The 3,414-nt window shown below is 67.5% G+C and carries 3 protein-coding genes; 1 reads left to right on the top strand and 2 read right to left on the bottom strand.

Annotated features, from left to right (window positions below; all coding sequences use genetic code 11):
* Positions 1-615: 615 nt before the first annotated feature.
* Entirely contained in the window at positions 616-1,815 is a 1,200-nt protein-coding gene (locus tag ACFQ9K_RS34635; protein WP_378718123.1) for an MFS transporter, read from the bottom strand.
* Positions 1,816-1,953: 138 nt separating this feature from the next.
* On the opposite strand from ACFQ9K_RS34635, the gene ACFQ9K_RS34630 reads away from it, so the two are divergent.
* Positions 1,954-2,445, top strand: a complete 492-nt coding sequence (locus ACFQ9K_RS34630; protein WP_378718122.1) for a MarR family winged helix-turn-helix transcriptional regulator — start codon at positions 1,954-1,956, stop codon at positions 2,443-2,445.
* Positions 2,446-3,091: 646 nt separating this feature from the next.
* Here the strand turns inward: ACFQ9K_RS34630 and ACFQ9K_RS34625 are convergent.
* The coding region (locus ACFQ9K_RS34625; RefSeq protein WP_378984090.1) for a plastocyanin/azurin family copper-binding protein at positions 3,092-3,414 on the bottom strand (323 nt) is incomplete at its 5' end.

The following is a 3,414-nucleotide window of genomic DNA, read 5'->3' as shown; positions in this document are numbered from 1 at the left end:
GAAGTGTGAGTACTGGCTCGGTGGTGTCCCGTTGGGTGCTGTGTTGGCGGTCGGGTGGGGCATGGTTAAGGGGAAGCGAGAAGGGCAGGTTTGGTGGTGCCCGTTCGGGGCTGAGATGCCTACTGGGTGGGGCAGGTCGTTGTGGCGACGTGCGAGGCCTGGCTCGGTGAAGTCCCGTTGGATGTTTGCTGGGTGTAGGTGGGATGTGGTTGTGGCGGAGTGCTGGAGCTGGCTTGGTGGTGTCTCGCGCGGTGCTCGGCTGTTTGCCGAGTGGGACGTGGTTGTGGCGAAGTGTGAGTAGTGGCTTGGTGGTGCCCTGTTGGCGCCGGTCTGGTCGTTGGATGGGGATTGTTGCGGCAGGGTGCTGGGGCTCGTTGAGTTGTGTACTGGGCGGGCATGTTTGGGTGAGGTGGGGGCTCTATTTGTTGCTGGTGGTCGTGTCTGTTGTGGTTGTCAGGGGGTGGTCGCGTTTGTTGTGGTTGTCAGAGGGGGTAGTCGCGTTTGTTGTGGGTCTCGGGCGGGGGTGCGGGCCTTTGGCTGGAGGGGATTGGTGTGGGGTGGGTTGCGGGGTGTGGGCAATGGGCGGGGAGGATGTTGGCGGTTCGGATGTGGGGGTCAGGGGTGGGCGGTGGCTAGGTGGGGTTCGGTTGGGGTGGTGGGGGATTGGGCGGGTGAGCGGCGTTCGAGGGCGCCGGACCAGACGGCTAGGGCGAGGGCGATGAGGACCAGGGCGACGCCGACCCAGTTGGGGGCGGTGTAGCCGAGGCCGGCCGCGATGACGAGGCCGCCCAGCCAGGCGGAGATGGCGTTGCCGAGGTTGAAGGCGCCGATGTTGACGGCGGACGCCAAAGTCGGTGCGCCGGCGGCCTGGTCGAGTACGCGCTTCTGCAGCGGCGGGACGGTGGCGAAGCCGAGGGCGCCGATCAGGACGACGGTGATCGCGGCGGCGACCTTGTTGTGCGCGGTGAGGGTGAACAGCGCGAGCACCACGGCCAGCCCGCCGAGGGACAGGTAGAGCATCGGCATCAGGTGCCGGTCGGCGAACTTGCCGCCGATCAGGTTGCCCGCGAAGAAGCCGACGCCGAACAGGACGAGCAGCCAGGTGACCGAGCTGTCCGCGAAGCCGGTGACCTCGGTCATCATCGGCGCGAGATAGGTGATCGCGGCGAAGACACCGCCGAAGCCGAGCACGGTCATGGCCATCGCGAGCAGCACCTGCGGGTTCCGGAAGACGGCGAGTTCGGTGCGCAGCCGCGCGTCCTGCGGGGCCGGCTGCTCCGGGACCAGCAGGGCGACGCCGATCAGGCCGATCAGGCCGACCAGCGCGACGATCAAAAAGGTCAGCCGCCAGCCGAATTGCTGGCCGAGCAGGGTGCCGAACGGGACGCCGACCATGGTGGCCACGGTCAGTCCGGTGAACATGATCGCGATCGCGCCCGCGCGTTTGTCCGGGCGGACCACGGCGCCCGCGACGACCGCGCCGATGCCGAAGAACGCGCCGTGCGCCAGCGAGGCGACGATCCGTCCGGTCAGCATCAGGCCGAAAGTCGGTGCGACAGCGGACAGTACGTTGCCGGCCACCAGGAGCACGAGCATGCCGATCAGCATGCGCTTGCGCGAGATCCGGGTGCCGAGCCCGGTCATCAGCGGTGCGCCGACCACCACGCCGAGTGCGTACCCGGTGACCAGCAGTCCAGCGGTGGGGATGGATACCGCGTAGGTACCGGCGATGTCGGGGAGCAGCCCGACGACGACGAATTCGGTGGTGCCGATTCCGAATGCCCCGAGCGTCAGGGCGAGGAGTGCGAGCGGCATGAGCGTGGGCCTCCACGGGAAGTTGCGCCTGATTCTTACGGGCGTTAACAATAATTGCAGACGCGTGTTAATTGCAAGCGCTGGCTATTGCGATGCTCATCTATCCTGGAGGGACAACCTCTACGCGGAAGGAACGCGATGACCGCGGATGCCGCCCTGACCGGCCTGGCCGATGGCTGGTACGCCCTGTCGCTGCTGCACGATCGGATCGAGGCGCACATCGAACGGGCGCTACAGACCGGGCACGACCTGAGCGTCCGCGAGTATTCGCTGCTGGTCGTGCTCAGCCGCCAGCACGACGGGCCGGGCGGGCACCTGCGGATGAACCAGGTCGCCGAGGCCGTGGTGTTGAGTCAGAGCGCGACGACCCGGCTGGTCACCCGGCTGGAGGACCGCGGTCTGCTCCAGCGCTACCTGTGCCCCGACGATCGCCGCGGCATCTACACCGACGTCACCCCGCCGGGCCTGGCCCTGCTGGCGCAGGCTCGCCCGACGCACGACGACGCCCTGTCCAGTGCCCTCGGCCAAGCCGCCGCCGACCCCGAACTGGCCCCGCTCGTCGCGGCCGTCGAAGCCCTCAACACCAGCTCGGCCAGCAGCTCCCGCACCCGCCAGTACCGCCCGGTCTGACGCGCGGCACCATCGAACGGCTCCGGCCAAGCGTTTACCCGTTGGTCGGCGCGCGATGTCCCCTTCGGCGCGTGAGATCGTCTGCTCGCTGTGGCCGGTGGGACCTGATCGAGCGTCTACTCGTTGGTCGGCGCGCCCACGTCCCGTTCGGTGTGTGAGATCGTCTGTTCGCTGTGGCCGGTGGGACTTGTTCGAGTGGCTACTCGTTGGTTGGCACGGCCATGTCCCGTTCGGTGTGTGACATCGTCTGCTCGCTGTGGTCGGTGGGATTTGTTCGAGTGTCTACTCGTGGTTGGTGCGGCGATGTCCCGTTCGGTGTGTGAGGTCGTCTGTTCGCTGTGGTCGGTGGGACTTGTTCGAGTGGTTACTCGTTGGTTGGCGCGGCGATGTCCCGTTCGGTGTGTGAGATCGTCTGTTCGCTGTGGTCGGGGGGACTTGTTCGAGTGGTTACTCGTTGGTTGGCGCGGCGATGTCCCGTTCGGTGTGTGAGATCGTCTGCTCGCGGCGGCCGGCGGGACCTGATCGAGTGTCTACTCGTCGGTTGGCGCGGGCATCTCCCGTTCGGTGCGCCGACGTGTCTGCTCGCCGTGGCCGGCGGGCCTTGGCGGAGGTGACGCTCGGTTCGGCGTTGCGTCGGCCGCGGCGGCTACTGGACGGTGATGGTGCCGCGCATTTCCGGGTGCAGGGAGCAGAGGTAGCGGAAGGTGCCGGGGACGGTGAAGGTGTAGCTCCAGTCGCCCTTATCGATGATCGGGCTGTTGAGGCCCATGGCCTTGTCGCCGATGCCCTGCACGGTGTGCGGGGCCTTGTCCTTGAAGTGCCAGGTGACGGTGTCTCCGGCCTTGATCGTCAGCTCGGCGGGGGCGAACTTCATGGTGTTCACCTCGACGGTGGCGTCGGCCGGTTTCGCGTCGCCCGTCGGCTGCGCCGTCGTGGTGGTCGGGTGCGCCCGCCGCGTGCTGGTCGCGG

Origin of the sequence: Nocardia sp. NPDC056564 (assembly GCF_042793755.1) — a bacterium.
Classification (GTDB): Bacteria; Actinomycetota; Actinomycetes; order Mycobacteriales; family Mycobacteriaceae; genus Nocardia.
The sequence above is the reverse complement of the archived record's forward strand: the minus strand, read 5'-3'. Positions and strand labels throughout refer to the sequence as shown.